Genomic DNA, 15611 nt, shown 5'->3' with positions numbered 1-15611 from the left:
CGTCATGTTGATGGGGCATGAAGCGCGATTTCGCCGATTTCTGGAACCTGATGTGGGAGCTGGCGCTCGGCGTCTGCGCGGCCTTTGCGCTGATGAACGTCTTCGCCCCGCCTCAGGACCTGCCCTGGAAGCCGCTGGATCTGAACCACCCTGTGGGTCAGGCGACCGGGGCCAAGGTCGCCGACTTCCAGGTCTCCTTCGGCGCGCCGCCGGAAGAGGTCGCCGGGGCGACCGAAGCCTGTATCCAGACCCTGAGGGACGCCGGCGTCGAGGTCAGGCGCGCGGAGGACAGGGACGACGGCGGATTCTGCCAGGTTCGAGGCGCCGTCACCATCACGGGCGGGGCGGTGACGCCGCTGAAGCCCGGCGGCCTGACCATGCAGTGTCCGCTGGCCGTGCGCTACGTCATCTGGGACCGGCAGGTGCTGCAGCCGGCGGCGGAGGCGATCTACGGCTCCAGAGCGGTCGCGGTGAACAACTACGGCACCTATGCCTGTCGCCGGGTCTACGGCTCGACGGAGGTCTCGGACCGGCCCAGCGAGCATGCCCGCGCCAACGCCCTGGACGTCGCCTCGGTGACCCTGGCGGACGGCCGTACGGTGTCGGTGGCGGCGGACTGGGATGGACAAGGTCCCAACGGAACAGAGGGTTCCGCCCTGTTGCGCCGGTTGCGGGACGGGGCCTGCCGGGTGTTCTCGACGGTCCTGACGCCCGACTACAATGATGCGCACAAGGATCATCTTCACCTCGACGGCGCCCCTCGCGGGCTTTGCGCGTAAAATCGTTCCGCAGACACTCGCCTGACGCACGAATCGTTTCCGGTTGACCGGGCTTGGCTGCTGAGAGAAAACACCTGCGCAATCCGGATTTCGCGTGGGGTCCAAACCTGCGTTTCGCTCCTTCGCCTGAACGAGCTGTCCAGATGGATTGTCGGGCCCCTCTGAAAGGGCGTCCGCCTGGAAAAGCGCGTTTATGGAGACGCAACAATGGCGACCGGTACGGTCAAGTGGTTCAACCCCACGAAGGGCTTCGGCTTCATCCAGCCGGAAAGCGGCGGCGCCGATGTGTTCGTTCACATCACCGCCGTGCAAAAGGCTGGCCTGACGGGCCTCGATGAGAACGCCAAGGTGTCCTACGAGCTGGAATCCCAGCGCGGCAAGACCTCGGCCGTGGACCTGAAGCTTCTCTGATCCAAACGGATCAGGATCGCTGACGATCTAGGCGGGCGCGGTTCCTTCGGGAGCCGCGCCCGTTTTCGTTCCGGCCCGGTTCGACCATTGGGCCAGGACGATGGCGCCCATTACGAGGGCGCCGCCGAGGGCCTGGATCGGCGACAGGGTTTCGCCGAAGATCAGCCAGCCGAGGGCTGCCGCCACGATCGGCTGGATCAGGATAGTCACGGCGGTGATGGAGGCCGGCAGCCGGCCCAGGGCCCAGGCGACGCCGCCCTGCCCCGCCACATGCATGATCCCCATGCCGACGCAGGCGGCCCAGCCGGCGGCGGTGGCGGGGATCATGTCCTCGCCGAGCAGGAGGGCCGCGGCCGCCATGACCGGGATGCCCGCAGCCGTGGCCCAGAAGGTGATGCGCAGCGCCCCCGCCGTGGTCCGCGCCTGTTTCACCGTCAGGAAATAGCCCGAGTACCAGAGGGCAACCGAGACCGAGAAGATGTCGCCGAGAACGGGGTTGCTCCCCTGACCCGGCGCGGCGCCCGCCGCCATGGCGAAGGCTCCGCCCATGGCGAGGGCCAGGGCGAGGATGAACAGCCGCGCGGGCCGCTCCTTGAAGAAGAACCAGCCGACGAGGGTGACCACGACGGGCGTCAGGTTGCAGAGCACGGTCGCGTTCGCGACGGAGGTCATGACGATCCCGTAGTGCCAGAAGCTGAGGTCGAAGGCGAAGAACAGGCCCGCCAGGATCATCCATTTCGACGGCCGTCCGAAGCCTTCGCCGCCCGGTCGGCCGACGAGGAGCATCAGAAGGGGCAGGGCGAACAGCAGCCGCCAGAAGCCCGCCGCCGCCGGACCGGTCTCGGTCAGCCGCACGAGGATCGGCGCCAGGCCGAGGATACTGGCCGAGACCAGCACCACGATCAGGGGGATCAGACGGGAGGGGGAGGGAGACATGATGTCGCATACCCCGTCCCTCGACCGGAGACGACCCCGTCCTGCCGGGTCAGGCATAAGCAGACTGGAAGCCCAGTTCACCCTTCAGTTCCTCCGCCGTCACCCCGGCCTCGCGCAGGGCCACGAGGGTCACCGAGCCGTCCCGTTTCGCATACCGCTTCCCGTCAGGCCCCAGCAGAAGCCGGTGATGTCGATAGACCGGGGTCGGCAGGTCGAGCAGGGCCTGAAGCACGCGCTGGATCGAGGTGGTCTCGATCAGATCCTCGCCCCGGATGACGTGGGTCACACCCTGAAGCGCGTCGTCTATGACCGAGGCGATGACGTAGCCGGCGCCGATGTCCTTGCGGCCAAGAACCATGTCCCCGAGCACCCCGGGCGTCGCGATCCTGACGCCGGGAGCGGCGGTCTCCTCGACCCAGGTCAGGCGGTCGAAGCCGCCGAGGCGTTGGCGGGCTGCGGCGAGGGACAGTCGCCAGGCGAAAGGCTGACCCGAGGCGAGCTTTTTGGCCTCCTCTTCGGCGGACAGCCTTCCGCCCGCGAAAGCGTGGATGTCGGCCGGGTCGCCGGCGTGCGGGGCCATTCCGGCGAGGGCCATCAGCTCCTTGCGGGTGCGGAAGCAGCGGTACAGGACGCCCATGTCGCGCAACCGGTCGAGGGCGGCGTCGTAGTCGGCGCGGTGTCCGGACTGGCGACGGACGGGCTGTTCCCAGTCGAGGCCGAGCCAGGTCAGGTCGTCGAGGATCGCGTCCTCGAACGCCGGGCGGCAGCGGGTGAAGTCGGTGTCCTCGATGCGCAGAAGGAAACGACCGCCCGCCGCCTTCGCCGCCGTCCAGGCCGTCAGGGCCGAGAAGGCGTGGCCGCGATGGAGCAGACCCGTCGGTGACGGGGCGAAACGGGTGACGAAGGTCAAAGCCGGACCATGGCGCCGGACCGGACGGCGGCGTCGATCATGGTGCGCAGGTCCGCCTCCGGCACGAAGTTGAACCGGGCGATCATGTCCTCCAGCGCCAGACGCGGCTGTTGCAGAGCCCAGTCGAGCAGGACGTATTTCGGGACGCCGGGGGCGGCCGGCCCCGTGCTTGCTGGAATGTGCAGCGGTTTCCGGTCGTCATAGTCGGCGTGGAACACCGAAGGCGTGATCGGGGCCAGAAGATCGTCCAGACTGAGCATGGGCGGACGCTAGGGTCCGACCCGACCTTTGTCGACTGGACCGCAATGCCTCTGACACCCGAACAACTGGCTGCGGCGCGCGAGGAACTGGTCCGCATCGACCCGGCTCTGGCCCGGGCTCACGTCCAGACGGCGCCGTTCGACTGGCGCGTCGGGGATCGGGGCTTTCCCGGCCTGTTCCGGATGATCGTGGACCAGCAGGTGTCGCTGGCCTCGGCGGCGTCGGTCTGGGCGCGGTTGCAGGCGGGGCTGGGCGAGATCACGCCGGAGACCTTGCTGGCGCACGATCTGGAAAGCCTGAAGGGGATGGGGCTGTCGCGGCAGAAGGCCACCTATGGTCAGGGCATCGCGCGGGCGCAGCTGGATGGGACAGTCGACCTCGAACACCTGTCGACGCTGGACGACGAGGCGGCGATCGCGGCCCTGGTGTCGCTGAAGGGCGTCGGCCTGTGGACGGCGGAAGCCTATCTGCTGATCTGCGACGGCCGGCTGGATGTGTTTCCGGGCGGGGACATCGCCTTGCAGGAGGCGATCAAATGGGCGGACCGGCTGGAGCACCGGCCCGATACCAAGGCCGCCTATGCCCGCGCCGAGATGTGGCGGCCGCATCGGGGCGCGGCCGTTCACCTGCTTTGGGCCTGGTACGTCGGGGTGAAGAAGGGCGAGATCGTGCTAGACCCGCCGCTGACGTAAACGAGCGCGGCGCGCGAGACGGTAAGGAACAGAGAAGTTCGTGAATGCACTCGTCGATCCTGCGATTCTGAGCCCCGCGCTCGCCCATCCGGAGACGGTGCTGGGGGCGCTCGACTTCGCGGGCGTCGCCGTATTCGCGGCGACCGGCGCCCTGGCGGCGGCGCGCGAGAAGCACGACCTCGTCACCTTCGCCTTCTTCGGCGCGATCACGGGCGTGGGCGGCGGGACCCTGCGGGATCTCCTGATCGATGCGCCGGTGTTCTGGGTGCAGGACTGGCGATACATCGCCGTCTGCCTCACTGCGGCGCTGGCGGTGTGGCTGGTGGGCGCCGGGGCCTGGCGGTTCCGGGCGTTGCTCTGGCTCGATGCGATCGGGCTGGGCGCCTATGGGGTTCTGGGCGCGGCCAAGGCGGAGGCGTTCGGGGTGCCGCCGCTGATCTGCATCGTCATGGGTGCGCTGACGGCCTGCTTCGGCGGCATCGTTCGGGACATTCTCGCGGGCCAGCCGTCGATCCTGCTCAGGCGGGAGATCACCATCTCGGCGGCCCTGCTGGCGGCGACCATCTATGTCGTGGCGAGACAGTTCGGGATAGACCACTGGCCGGCCGCGGCGATCGCGGCGCCGATCGGGTTCGGCCTGCGTGCAGGCGCTCTGGCCTGGGGCTGGAGCCTGCCGGCCTTCCCTGGCGGCCTGATCCGGAAAGGCACGTCATGAAACCGCTGCATGGCCGTCATGGCGGCGAAGGCGAATCGGGGATAGGCTCAGCCCACTAGAGAGAAGGAGAGACGTCTTCAGTCCGATTTCCTCGATTTCCGGCGTGAGCGGGAGGATCTGATGCAGGTCCTTCACAAGCCGCCGTCCGGCTTTCCGGCCCTGGTGCTGAACGCCGACTTCCGCCCGCTGTCCTACTACCCGCTGTCGCTGTGGCCGTGGGAAGAGGCGGTGAAGGCGGTCTATCAGGATCGCGTGGACGTGGTGTCGGTCTACGACCGGGTCGTGCGCAGTCCGTCGATGGAGATGCAGATCCCCAGCGTCATCGCGCTGAAGAGCTACGTCGACCAGAACCGCAGCCCGGCCTTCACCCGCTTCAACGTCTTCCTGCGCGACGGCTTCACCTGCCAGTACTGCGGCGACACGGCCGAACTGACGTTCGACCATGTCATCCCGCGCAGCCGGGGCGGGCGCACGACGTGGGAGAACATCGTCGCCGCCTGTTCGCCCTGCAACCTGAGGAAGGGCGGGCGGACGCCGCAGCAGGCGCACATGCCGATCCGACGCGCCCCCAACCGCCCCAACGCCTTCCAGCTCCAGGACGCGGGACGCCGGTTCCCACCCCACTACCTGCACCAGAGCTGGCTAGACTACCTCTATTGGGACATCGAGCTGGAGCCGTAGAGCCTGCGTGCGACTCCAAAAATGGAGTCGACAGAGTCTACAGAGTCTACATCGGCGGTGGGTGGCTTGATGGGGATGTCAAAGACCGGAGGCAGTGTCTCACGGTTTTGAGGGGCGCCTGAAATAAAGGCTCTCGTTAGATCCGAGCGTTGAATCCGTTGATGAATTCAGACGATCCGTTGATGGGTATGGGCCTGGTTCTCCCTCCGTCATGACGGAGGGGCGGCGTTCGAGCTTGCGACAATCCGCCCTCAAGTCGCACCCCCAGTCGGGCGCCTCGCTTCCGCCCTCCGATCCCGCTAGAGGTCGCTGCCCGATCCGGAACGGCCGCCCGTGCGCGGCGTTGACGGCTCGCCCCTCACATCAGGTCGTCCATGAAAATCCGCGTCCGCGCCGAACTCGTCTATCGCTTCGATCCCCCGACCGACGCGATCTACAAGATTCAGGTCGCGCACTGGCCGGGTCAGGACATCCTGGAAGAGCGGCTGACGGTCACCCCTCCGCAGGACCTGCACGAGGACGAGGATACCGAATTCGGGGCCCGCACCCTGCGCGCGCGGCTGAACGGCGAAGTCGCACTGACCTATGAGGCGGTGGTCGACAATGGGTCCCTGCTGGGTCTGCCGCCCGGTGTGACCCAGCACGACTGGAACGACCTGCCGGCCGAGGTCCTGACCTATCTGTGGCCCAGCCGCTATTGCCCCTCGGATCAGTTCGGCCGGTTCGTGGAGCGGCAGTTCGGCGATACGACAGGTGGCGAACGGGTGCTGGCCATCCTCAACTGGATCACCGAGAACATCGACTACGAACGCGGCGTGTCGGACTCCGAGACGACGGCGTCACGGACCTTCATCGACCGGGCCGGAGTCTGCCGCGACTTCACCCACATGGGCATCACCCTGTGCCGGGCTTCGGGCATTCCGGCGCGCGCGGTCAGCGCCTATGCGCACCAGCTGAATCCGCCGGACTTTCACGCCATCTTCGAGATCTGGCTGTCGAACGGCTGGTGGCTGGTCGATCCGACCGGACTGGCGCCGATCGAGGGGCTGGTGCGGATCGCCTGCGGCCGCGACGCCGCCGACATCGCCTTCCTGTCGACCCAGGGAAGCTGCGAACTGGTCAGCCAGTCGATCACCGCCGAAGCGGTCGGCGCCTATTCCGTCGAGGCGCGATCGGACCTTCTGCGCGCCTGATAGGTTTCGACGAAGTCGAGGCGGCGCAGGACCTTGTTCTGCGGATCGATCACGACGTGCGCGCCCGCAGGGACCCGCAACGAGCCCCGGCCACCGGTCATGGCCACGGTCCGGACCTGACCGCCCACCGACACCTCGAGCGGCATCGGGAAGGCCGCGCCGTCGCCGGTCGTCCATGACAGGTTGAGGGTGTCGCCTTCGCGCGTCTCGTTCAGGACCGGCAGAGCCGCCTGATAGAGGTAGCCGCGGAAGAACCAGCCGTAGTCCTTGCCGGTGACGTCGTTGACGATCCGCAGGAAGTCCGGCGTCGAGCGATAGATTGGCTCGAAATTGCCGGGGCGTGGATCGGGACGGCCATAGACCAGAGTCGTCACGGCGCGGAAGAAGGCCTCGTCGCCGATCAGCATCCGCAGCGAATGGGCGATCAGCGAGCCCTTGGAATAGATGTCGTTCCCCGGCCCGATGTCTCCGTCATAGACCTCGGCTTCAGTCTTCAGGTCGCCCGAGACGACCGGGAAGCGGTTGATCAGACCTTGCTGTTGTTCGGCCAGCTCGGTCTGCATGTAGCGGTCGCCGTGCAGCCAAGCGGCGTACAGGGGCTGCATGTAGGAGCCGAGCCCTTCGTGCAGCCACATGTCGTCGGCGTTCGAGTTGGTCATCTGGTTGCCGAACCACTCGTGGGCCAGCTCGTGCTGCAGCAGCCAGTCGTAACCCTTGCCGTCCAGCCGGTAGCTGTTGCCGTAGGCGTTGATGGTCTGGTGCTCCATGCCCAGGTGCGGGGTCTCCACGACACCCATCTTCTCGTCGCTGAACGGGAAGGGGCCGACGGTAGCCTCGTAGAAGTCCATTTGCTGCGGGAACTCGGCGAACAGGGCGGCGGCACGCTCGGGGTCGTCGGACTTCAGATGCCAGAAGGACATCGGGAAGGTGTTGCCGAAGCGACTGCGGTAGTCGGTCTTGAGCTCGACGTACGGGCCGATGTTCAGGGCGATGGCGTAGGTGTTGGGCTGGGCCGCCGACCAGTTCCAGGTGGTCCAGCCGTCGCCGTGGTCTTCCGTGCCGAGGAAGCGGCCGTTCGACGGGGCGGACAGGCCGGTCGGAACGGTGATGTGCAGATCGACCCGGCCGGGCTCGGCCAAGGGGCTGTCGATACACGGCCAGAACAGGTCGCAGCCTTCGCCCTGGACGGCGGTGGCGATCCAGGGTTCGCCGCCGGGGGCGGTGGACCAGACAAAGCCGCCGTTCCAGGGCGCGCGGGGGGCGACGCGGGGGTGGCCCGAATAGGCGATGCGCAGGGTGGCCGACTGGCCCGCTGCCAACGGCCGGGACAGTGGCACGGTCATCCGGCCTTCGGGATTGGTCCAGCCGGTCACGGCCTGGCCGTCGACGGTGACGGCGGAGACGTCGAACACCGTGTCCAGCTCGACCACCAGCCTCTCGACCGGCGCCGTTGCGGTGAAGGTCAGGGTCGCGGCGGCGTCGATTGCCTTGTCGTCCGGGATGACCTTGATCGCCAGATCGACGAGGTCGATGCGCAGGGCCTCCTGTTCCGGTGTGCGCGGCTGATCCGTCATCAGGGTGAAGGGCGTGGTCTCGCGCGGCCCTGCGTCCTGGGCGAAGGCGGGACCCGCCAGCAACGAAGCGGCGGCGAGAGCGGTCAGGGTGTGGCGCATCAGGGTCTCAGCTCGCGGAGCGGGCGAGGCGTTCGGCGGCGGCCCGTTCGCGTTCGGCGCGGTTCCAAGCCTGCCAGCGGTCGATGACGTCGAGCTGGCGCAGCAGCTTGTTCTGGGGGTCGATCAGGACCGTGGCGCCGACCGGGACGGTGATCGTCGCGCTGCCGTCGGGGATGGGCACGGTCCGGAGCTCACCGTCGACCTCGACCTCCACCGGCATGGGGAAGTCGCCGCCGCCGTCGGTGGTCCAGGCCAGGGTCAGGTGATCGCCCTCGCGCGTCTGGGTGAGGACAGGAAGGCCGGCTTCGTAGAGATAGGTCTGGAAGAACCAGTCGTAGTTCCGACCTGTCACAGAATTGACGATGGCGTTCATCTCATGCGTCGAGCTCGTCTGGGGCGTGAAGTTGCCGGGACGGGGGTCCGGGCGGCCGTACACCAGTCGGCGGATGACTTCGTAGAAGTCGTCGTCGCCGATGGTCATCCGCAGGGTGTGGGCGATCAGCGAACCCTTGGAATAGATGTCGCCGCCGGGGCCCTCCGAGCCGCCGTAGACCTGATTGACCGTCCGGTTGGTCTGCGAGACGACCGGGAAGGCGTTGACTAGCCCTTCGCGCTGGTGCTGCAGCTCGGACTGCATATAGCGCTCGCCGTGCAGGTAGCGGGCGTAGAGCGGCTGCATGTAGGAGCCGAGCCCCTCGTGCAGCCACATGTCGTCGGCGTTCCGGTTGGTCAGCTGGTTGGCGAACCATTCGTGCGAGAACTCGTGCTGAAGCAGGGTGTCGTAGCCGCGCGTCTCGATCTTGTAGGCATTGCCGTAGGCGTTGATCGTCTGATGCTCCATGCCGAGGTAGGGCGTCTCCACCACCCCCATCTTGGAGTCGCCGAACGGGTAGGGGCCGATCGTCGATTCGAAGAAGTCGAGCATGGGGGCGAACTCGGCGAACAGGGCCGCGACCTTGGCCGGCTCGTCCGAGCGCAGGTGCCAGTAGTGCATGGGGATCGTGTTGCCGAACCGGCTGGCGTAGCTGGCCGTGACCTCTTCATAGGGACCGAGGTTGATCATTCCGGCGTAGATGTTCGGGTGGACGATGCTCCAGTTCCAGGTCTTCGTCCCGTCCGCGTTCTCGGTCATGCCCTTGAATACGCCCGGTCCCGGGGCCGAGACATTGCCCGGCGTGGTCACATGCATGTCGAGCTGGCCCGGCTCGGCGTTGGAGTTGTCGATACAGGGCCAGACGAGGTCGCAGCCGTTCAGCTGGACCGCAGACCCGATCCACGGTTCGCCGGTCGGTGCGGTCGACCAGACCCAGCCGCCGTTCCAGGGCGCGCGCGGGGCGACGCGCGGCGCGCCGGCCCAGGCGATGGTCAGGGTCGGGGTGGCGCCGGCGGCCAGACCCGCCGGAACCTCGACGGTGACGCGACCCTCGGGGTTGGACCAGCGGTCGGCGGGCACGACTTCGCCGTCCAGCCGGATCTCGGAAATCGTGAACAGGGTGTCGAGTTCGACGGCAAGGCGCTGGATCGGCTGAAGTACGGTGAAGTCGAGGACGGCGACGCCCTCGATCGACTTCGTCTCCGGCAGGACCTTGATCGACAGATCGGCCTTGTCGAAGCGGACAGCCTCCTGCTCCGGCGTGCGCGGATTGTCGGTTTCGAGGGTGAAGGCTGTGGGCTCGCGCGCCGGGGCGTCCTGGGCCATCGCCGGCATTGCAGACAGAAGGACGAGCGCGGATGCGGCGCAGGCGAACTTGATCATGACAGGCCCCGGTGAGTTCGGGGCCAACCTAGCGAACCCGCGACACGGGGCAAACGGCAAAGAAAAAGGCCGGTGTTTCCACCGGCCTCATTCGGATTTCGGGGTCCGTGAGGACTTAAGCCGGGGCTTGTTCAGCCAGCTTGGCCTTGATCTGACGCTTGATGCGCTGGGCCGTGACCGACAGCTGCTCGTCCTTGGCCTTGACGATGAACGGGTCCAGGCCGCCCTTGAAGTCGAGGGTGCGCAGCGCGGCGTTCGAGATGCGCAGCGAGTAGGACTGGCCCAGGGCTTCCGAAGCCAGCTTGACCTTCTTCAGCGACGGCAGGAAGCGGCGCTTGGTCTTGATGTTCGAGTGGCTGACCGAGTGGCCGACCATCGGCCCGACACCGGTAAGTTCGCAACGACGCGACATCGTCTAATCCTTGAGGTGGCGCGGCTCCGAACGGTGGAGAGCGCATGAAACGAATGCGCGCGAGGGTGGACCCCCGCGCGAGAGGGGGCCGTATAGAGGAACCGATCCCGCGCCGTCAAGGGTTTGGCGGGCCGAATGGACTCTGGAACCGAGTCTCGGCCTCCGGACGTTCATGCGTCGTTCAATCGCCGCGTTTCAATGCTTAAGCTCACGGGACTGTCCCGAGGATGAGATCCACGATGACCCTGCCTCCCCTTCTGATGCGCACCGTCGCTGTCGCCGCGCCCGCTCTGGCCGGGGCGATCCTGCTCGCCGCGCCGTCGTCGGCCCTGCATGCGCAGGCCGCCGCGACGGAGGTTCTGCCGGGCTACTGGGAGTACACGACCAGCGCCGTGGGCATCCGCTCGACCGAGACGAAATGCGTGCGGCCGTCGGAGATCAACCGCTTCTTCGGCGGCCTGTCGACGCGTCGCTGGCAGTGCGTCTATCCGACCCGCGTCGTCGGCGGCGGCACGGCCCGGTTCGAGGGCACCTGCACCGATCATCGCGGCCGTCGCGTGAACGTGCGCCTCGGCGGTTCCTATCAACAGGAGAACTTCCGTTTCACCGGCGGCGCCCAGCTGGCCCGCGGCACGCCCTATCTGCCGGCCTCGATCACCGCGCGTCGCGTGGCGGCAGTCTGCCCGGCGGGCGCCGAGTACTTCTGACCAAGAAAAAGGCCCGGTGTTTCCACCGGGCCTTTTGCATTCAGACATCCACCGCTGATTATGCGGCTTCTGCTTCTTCTTCGGCCTCGGCGGCTTCGGCGGCGGCGATGACGGCCTTCTTTGCGCTCAGCGACTTGGACAGCAGCTGGACGGCGGCGTCCTTGTCGATGCGGTTGGCGGCGGCGACTTCGCGAGCCATCCGGTCCAGGGCGGATTCATAGAGCTGACGCTCCGAGTAGGACTGTTCCGGCTGCGAGTCGGCGCGGTGCAGGTCGCGGACCACTTCGGCGATGGAGACCAGGTCGCCGGAGTTGATCTTGGCTTCGTATTCCTGGGCGCGGCGGCTCCACATCGTGCGCTTGATGCGGGCGCGGCCCTTCAGCGTCGTCAGGGCCTTGGTGACCACGTCGTCGGCGGCCAGCGAGCGCAGGCCGGCGGTCTTGGCCTTCTTGGTCGGGACGCGCAGGGTCATCTTTTCGTGGTCGAAGGTCACGACATAGACCTCCAGCGACATGCCGGCGACTTCCTGGGTTTCGACCGCAGCGACCTTGCCGACGCCGTGCGCCGGATAGACGACCGCATCGCCAACCTTGAATTCCAGAACGCTCTTGGTGGTCATGTCATTCCTTTCCCGGACGCAGGGGACAGGTCATCGCAGGCGCGAAAGACAATTGCTCGAAGACCGACGACGGGGGTCGCCGATCGAAACGCAAAGTCGTCAGTCGTGGAAACGGATCACCCAACCTCTGGCCGACCCCGTCTTCATGGACGAGGTTCTGTCGCAAACGCGGGCGGCGCGCATGAAACGCATTCCGCCCGACCCAATGTGAAGGAACATATCACAAAACGAGGCAATTTCAAAACGTCGCGTGCGTCGGCTGCCAGACCGTCGCTATTCCTGACCCCGCAGCCTGGCCGGAGGTCGAAACCGTCAGGAGCCCTTGCCGGGCGCGGGCGAGAAATACTTCTCGAACTTGCCGGTCTCGCGCTCGAACTGTTCGCGGTCGGCGGGCGGCGTGCCCTTGACCGTGATGTTGGGCCAGGACTTCGCGTATTCCGCGTTGACCTGAAGCCACTTGCCGTCCGGCTCGTCCTCGGTGTCGGGCACGATGGCGTCGACCGGGCACTCGGGTTCACAGACGCCACAGTCGATGCATTCGTCCGGCGCGATGACCAGGAAGTTCTCGCCCTCGTAGAAGCAGTCGACCGGGCAGACCTCGACACAGTCCATGAACTTACATTTCACGCAGGCGTCGGTGACGATGTAGGTCATGGGCGGGCGGGACTGACGGTCAGGTTTGGGCGGGAGAGGCCCGGCAGATGACCCCGCGAGGGTTCCCTGTCAACAGAGCGCCGCTAATCCGGGCCTGCAGAAATACTCTTGTCCCCGGCCAGATCGGCATAGAGGGCCCGGGCTTCCGCCGGAGGTCCGCGCCGTTCGCCCAGCGCCTGGATCCGCACCGAGTTGACCCTGCCGTTCAGCGCGAAGGTCAGGTCGTCGCCCGGGTGGACGCAGCGGCTGGGCTTGTCGAGCCGGGTCTGTTTGCCGTGATGGGTCAGCCGCACCGCGCCGCGCTCGACGAGGTCGGCGGCGATGCCGCGCGTTTTGGCGAACCGCGCGCGCCACAGCCAGATATCGACGCGGATGCTGTCGTCACTCATCGGGGGCGGATTGCGGTCAATGCGGTGTCTGAAAAATCTGGACGACTGCAGGCATTGCAGAAGTGGCGAACCGCCAAAATCAAGCGACCTCGACTGCCAACGCCGCCAAATCCTTCGCTGATACCGCCAGGGCGGCAATCTCGATCCGACCTGGCCGAGCTCACGATATCGCCACCTTCTTCCGCCTCGGCCGCTTCCGCCGCGCGGGCTGGGGCGGAGCGGTCAGTTCGGCCAGCTTTGCGAAGGGCGAGTCCTTGATCACGGCGACCGGCTTGCCCTCGCGGTCAGGCATCTGGGCGCGGACGGTCTTCAGGGCGGTCCAGATGGCCCTGGCGTCGCCGGCGGTCCAGCCGAGGAATTTGAGCGCGTCGTCGGAGAGGCTGCCCCTGGTCTCGCGGCGCAGGTCGGAGGCGCGTTCGAGGTCCTCGACCGGGACGGCCCAGCGGCCGGCGGCGCGGACGCCGAAGGCGGACAGGGCGCGCATCGATGGGGCGGGGATGGGGAGGAGGGTCAGGCCCGCGGGTCGGGCGCGGAAGAGTTCGGCGGCGGCGAAGGCCTGGGACAGGGCGCGGCCGCGCGGCTTGAGGGCGCCGGGCAGCCAGACGGAGTGGGTTCCGACGCGGATGGCGAAGGTCTTGATCGTGCGGCGCTCGACCTGACTGAGGGCGGCGAGGTCGCGTTCGACGTCACGGCGGTCGATGACGCCGCCGGCCTCCATCAGGCGGAAGGCGATGCCGCGCGGGAGACCCTTGAGTGCGCCGGATTCCACGGCCTGTTTCAGGCGACGCAGGTCGCGCAGCGCCCGGCCCGCCTCGGACGCCAGCCAGGCCTCAATGCGGCGCTGGGCCCGGTCGCGGGCGGCCTGCGGGCCGAGGTCGCCGATCAGGCGGACGCGGGGGCTGAAGGGTTCGGTGTTGATGATCTTCGCGGCCAGGGCGCCGGACCACAGGACGTCTCCGTCGGGCGTGACCGAGAAGGCGTCGTCGCCGTCGCTGGCCAGCCTGCCGAGGCGGCGGGCGATCTCGGGACCGACGGCGCGGAGGGCTGCAGTCTTCAGGGTGCGGTCGGCGAGGGCCGAACCGCCGGAGGCGACGGCGAAGCGCACACCTTCCAGATGGCCGACCGCCTCGCCGTCCACGGTGACGACGCCGTCGTCGGCGACCTCGGCCATCGCAGCCTCGCGGTCGTGCAGGGATCGCATCAAAGCGGTGGTCTTGCGGTCGACGAAGCGGGCGGTCAGCCGCTCATGCAAGACGTCGGACAGGCGGTCCTCGAGCGCGCGGGTACGGTCGCGCCAGCCCTTGTTCCCCTCCAGCCAGTCCGGCCGGTTGGCGATGTAGGAGAGGGTGCGGACCCCCGCGAGCCGGGCCGAGAGCTGGTCGATCTGGCCGTCGTCGCGGTCGACCTCGGCGAAACGGGGGGCGAACCAGTCGTCGGTCAAGCGACCGCGCTTGCCGGTCAGGGCGTGGAAGACGTCGCGCGACAGGCGGACATGCTCCTCCAGCGTGGTCTTCTGGAAATCGGGCAGCTGGCAGGCTTCCCACAGCCGCATGATGGTGCCGCGCGAACGGCCGATGCGTTTGACCTCGTCGTCCTGCATGGCGCGGCGCAGCAGGGTCTCGTCCCGCGCCTGACCCGTCAGCTTGAGGCCGTGGACGTTGGGCGTCTGCACCAGGGACCGCAGGAGGTCGGGCAGGGTGTCGAAGTCGAGCCGGGCGTTCCTCCACTCGATGGCCTGGATGGGGTCGAAGCGGTGCTCGACCACCTGTTCGACCAGGTCCTCGTCCAGCTCCTCGGCCTCGCCGGTCACGCCGAAGGTGCCGTCGCGAATGTGGCGGCCCGCGCGGCCGGCAATCTGGGCGATCTCGTGGGCGTGCAGCCAGCGGGTGCGGCGGCCGTCGAATTTTCGCATCCCGGCGAAGGCGACATGGTCGACGTCCATGTTCAGCCCCATGCCGATGGCGTCGGTGGCGACGAGGAAGTCGACCTCGCCCGACTGGAACAGGCCGACCTGGGCGTTGCGGGTGCGGGGCGAGAGCGAGCCCATGACGACGGCGGCGCCGCCGCGCTGGCGCCGGATCAGTTCGGCGATGGCGTAAACCTGCTCGGTCGAGAAGGCGACGATGGCGCTGCGGCGGGGCAGGCGGGTCAGTTTCTTTGACCCGGCATAGGTCAGGTTGGACAGACGCTCGCGGGTGACGATCTCCAGATCCGGGATCAGGCGGCGCATCAGGGGCGCCATGGTCGCGGCGCCCAGGAACATGGTCTCGAACCGGCCGCGGGCGTGGAGCAGGCGACTGGTGAAGACGTGGCCGCGTTCCGGGTCGGCGGCGAGCTGGATCTCGTCGATGGCGAGGAACTCGACTTCGCGTTCCAGCGGCATGGCCTCGACGGTGCAGACCCAGAAATGGGGCCGGGGCGGGATGATCTTCTCTTCGCCCGTGATCAGGGCGACGGCGTTGGCGCCGCGCAATTTGACGATCCGCTCATAGATCTCGCGCGCCAGCAGCCGCAGCGGCAGGCCGATCATGCCCGAGGCGTGGCCCAGCATCCGCTCGACCGCGAGGTGGGTCTTGCCGGTATTGGTCGGCCCCAGCACCGCGACGACGCGGGACGGGGCGAGGCCGGTGGGGCGGTCGCTCATGGTCTTGATAAGGTGGCGATTCGGTTGGGGTTCCTCAAGACGGGAAGGAGGGGCGTCAGGTGGGAAGGGGTTCATCACCACGGACACCACGGAGGCACAAAGGACACGACGATACAGTGCCTGCTTGAATATCTTTGCTCAGGCGCTTTGACGGACGCGCAAATGACCAAGGGCGGCTT

The 15611-nt window shown here is 67.5% G+C and carries 17 protein-coding genes; 7 read left to right on the top strand and 10 right to left on the bottom strand.

Annotation, left to right across the window (positions count from 1 at the left end; translation table 11 throughout):
- The first annotated feature begins 17 nt into the window (after window positions 1–17).
- A complete protein-coding gene (locus tag ACQY68_RS15030) occupies window positions 18–779 on the top strand; it encodes an extensin family protein (protein ID WP_428150427.1) in 762 nt (253 codons plus the stop codon).
- Window positions 780–986: 207 nt separating this feature from the next.
- Window positions 987–1190: a cold-shock protein gene (locus ACQY68_RS15025; protein WP_077356590.1), complete on the top strand. Its 204-nt coding sequence runs from the start codon at window positions 987–989 to the stop codon at window positions 1188–1190.
- Between the two features lie 27 nt (window positions 1191–1217).
- On the opposite strand, the gene ACQY68_RS15020 is transcribed toward ACQY68_RS15025, so the two are convergent.
- From ACQY68_RS15020 to ACQY68_RS15010, 3 genes are read right to left on the bottom strand one after another with little or no spacing between them, the layout of a single operon-like run.
- The gene (locus tag ACQY68_RS15020) at window positions 1218–2126 is read right to left on the bottom strand and encodes a DMT family transporter (protein ID WP_428150425.1); all 909 of its coding nucleotides are present in this window, start codon (window positions 2124–2126) and stop codon (window positions 1218–1220) included.
- Between the two features lie 49 nt (window positions 2127–2175).
- A complete protein-coding gene (gluQRS, locus tag ACQY68_RS15015; protein WP_428150424.1) occupies window positions 2176–3036 on the bottom strand; it encodes a tRNA glutamyl-Q(34) synthetase GluQRS in 861 nt (286 codons plus the stop codon).
- On the bottom strand, window positions 3033–3296 hold the full coding sequence (locus tag ACQY68_RS15010) for a hypothetical protein (RefSeq protein ID WP_428150422.1): 264 nt from the start codon (window positions 3294–3296) through the stop codon (window positions 3033–3035). Before ACQY68_RS15010 ends, gluQRS begins: the two co-directional genes overlap by 4 nt.
- A gap of 45 nt (window positions 3297–3341) precedes the next feature.
- Between ACQY68_RS15010 and ACQY68_RS15005 the strand changes: the two genes are divergently transcribed.
- From ACQY68_RS15005 to ACQY68_RS14990, 4 genes are all read left to right on the top strand, one after another.
- A complete protein-coding gene (locus tag ACQY68_RS15005; protein WP_428150419.1) occupies window positions 3342–3989 on the top strand; it encodes a DNA-3-methyladenine glycosylase family protein in 648 nt (215 codons plus the stop codon).
- Window positions 3990–4029: 40 nt separating this feature from the next.
- Window positions 4030–4704 (top strand): trimeric intracellular cation channel family protein, encoded by a 675-nt coding sequence (locus tag ACQY68_RS15000; protein WP_428150418.1) that lies wholly within the window; start codon window positions 4030–4032, stop codon window positions 4702–4704.
- 120 nt (window positions 4705–4824) lie between these two features.
- Complete coding sequence (locus tag ACQY68_RS14995; RefSeq protein WP_428150416.1) at window positions 4825–5385, top strand: HNH endonuclease; 561 nt, start codon at window positions 4825–4827, stop codon at window positions 5383–5385.
- 374 nt (window positions 5386–5759) lie between these two features.
- Window positions 5760–6578, top strand: coding sequence for a transglutaminase-like domain-containing protein (locus tag ACQY68_RS14990; RefSeq protein WP_428150414.1), 819 nt, complete (start codon window positions 5760–5762; stop codon window positions 6576–6578).
- Here ACQY68_RS14990 and ACQY68_RS14985 read toward each other — a convergent pair.
- From ACQY68_RS14985 to rpmB, 3 genes are all read right to left on the bottom strand, one after another.
- Window positions 6539–8251 carry a M1 family metallopeptidase gene (locus tag ACQY68_RS14985; RefSeq protein ID WP_428150412.1) on the bottom strand — a complete coding sequence of 571 codons (1713 nt, stop codon included), beginning with the start codon at window positions 8249–8251 and terminating at the stop codon, window positions 6539–6541. The genes ACQY68_RS14990 and ACQY68_RS14985 overlap by 40 nt on opposite strands.
- A 7-nt stretch (window positions 8252–8258) precedes the next feature.
- Complete coding sequence (locus ACQY68_RS14980) at window positions 8259–10007, bottom strand: M1 family metallopeptidase (RefSeq protein ID WP_428150410.1); 1749 nt, start codon at window positions 10005–10007, stop codon at window positions 8259–8261.
- A gap of 115 nt (window positions 10008–10122) precedes the next feature.
- Window positions 10123–10419 carry a 50S ribosomal protein L28 gene (gene rpmB / locus ACQY68_RS14975; protein WP_428150408.1) on the bottom strand — a complete coding sequence of 99 codons (297 nt, stop codon included), beginning with the start codon at window positions 10417–10419 and terminating at the stop codon, window positions 10123–10125.
- 239 nt (window positions 10420–10658) lie between these two features.
- Here rpmB and ACQY68_RS14970 point away from each other — a divergent pair, with 239 nt between their 5' ends.
- Entirely contained in the window at window positions 10659–11126 is a 468-nt protein-coding gene (locus ACQY68_RS14970) for a DUF3617 domain-containing protein (RefSeq protein ID WP_428150407.1), read from the top strand.
- A gap of 58 nt (window positions 11127–11184) precedes the next feature.
- On the opposite strand, the gene ACQY68_RS14965 is transcribed toward ACQY68_RS14970, so the two are convergent.
- From ACQY68_RS14965 to ACQY68_RS14950, 4 genes are all read right to left on the bottom strand, one after another.
- Window positions 11185–11745 carry a CarD family transcriptional regulator gene (locus ACQY68_RS14965; protein WP_298162362.1) on the bottom strand — a complete coding sequence of 187 codons (561 nt, stop codon included), beginning with the start codon at window positions 11743–11745 and terminating at the stop codon, window positions 11185–11187.
- A 312-nt stretch (window positions 11746–12057) separates the two neighbouring features.
- The gene (fdxA, locus tag ACQY68_RS14960) at window positions 12058–12399 is read right to left on the bottom strand and encodes a ferredoxin FdxA (protein ID WP_428150406.1); all 342 of its coding nucleotides are present in this window, start codon (window positions 12397–12399) and stop codon (window positions 12058–12060) included.
- A gap of 83 nt (window positions 12400–12482) precedes the next feature.
- On the bottom strand, window positions 12483–12788 hold the full coding sequence (locus ACQY68_RS14955; protein WP_428150405.1) for an RNA-binding S4 domain-containing protein: 306 nt from the start codon (window positions 12786–12788) through the stop codon (window positions 12483–12485).
- A gap of 160 nt (window positions 12789–12948) precedes the next feature.
- Window positions 12949–15432 (bottom strand): helicase-related protein, encoded by a 2484-nt coding sequence (locus ACQY68_RS14950; RefSeq protein WP_428150404.1) that lies wholly within the window; start codon window positions 15430–15432, stop codon window positions 12949–12951.
- Window positions 15433–15611 lie beyond the last annotated feature (179 nt).

Source organism: Brevundimonas sp., from assembly GCF_965278935.1.
Lineage (GTDB): Bacteria > Pseudomonadota > Alphaproteobacteria > Caulobacterales > Caulobacteraceae > Brevundimonas.
The sequence above is the reverse complement of the archived record's forward strand: the minus strand, read 5'-3'. Positions and strand labels throughout refer to the sequence as shown.